Origin of the sequence: Actinomadura logoneensis (genome assembly GCF_003428695.1) — a bacterium.
Lineage (GTDB): Bacteria > Actinomycetota > Actinomycetes > Streptosporangiales > Streptosporangiaceae > Spirillospora > Spirillospora logoneensis.
In genome coordinates this window covers 1-577 of sequence record NZ_QURH01000361.1, presented here as the reverse complement: position 1 = coordinate 577, position 577 = coordinate 1, and the positions used below count along the sequence as shown (strand labels likewise).

Annotated in this window: 1 protein-coding gene; it reads right to left on the bottom strand. The window is 80.1% G+C overall.

Translation table 11 applies throughout. The features are described from left to right. On the bottom strand, nucleotides 1–577 hold a 577-nt coding region (locus tag DZF91_RS22730; protein WP_147341274.1), incomplete at both ends, for a tetratricopeptide repeat protein.

The following is a 577-nucleotide window of genomic DNA, read 5'->3' as shown; positions in this document are numbered from 1 at the left end:
GCCTCCCCGTCCCGGCCGCGCAGCGGCAGGGTGCGGGCGAGCAGCTCGGTGGCCAGCGGACCGACCTCCGGGTCGGCGGGCTCGCCCGCCGTGCCCAGCGCCGCGCCGAACGCGCCGATCGCCTGGTCGAGGCAGGCGATACCGAGCGCGACGGCGAGCCGGGAGTGCGCGTGCGGCGCGGACGCCCGGTCGACGAGCCTCAGCCCGGCGGTCAGGACCCGCTGGGCGCGGGCCGGCTCGCCGCGCTCCAGCAGCCGCTGCGCGAGGTCGTGCGCGGCGAGCGGGCCGTACTCGCGGTCCCCGGTCGCGACGGTCTCCTCCCAGTGCTCGCGGGCGCGGTCGAAGTCGCCCGTGTCGTCGGCGAGCCGGGCCAGCGCCAGGTGCGCGGGCGGCAGGTAGGCGGGGTTGCCGAAGTCGACCACGACCCGCCAGGCGGGCTCGGCCTCGTCGTGCTCGCCCGCGCGCTCGTGGGTGAGCGCCAGGTGGTAGGCGGCGCGCGCGCCGTACTCGGCGTCGCCGGTGGCGATCGCGGCGCGGTCGGCCTCGCGCGCGCCCGCGACGTCGCCCGCGTCGTCCA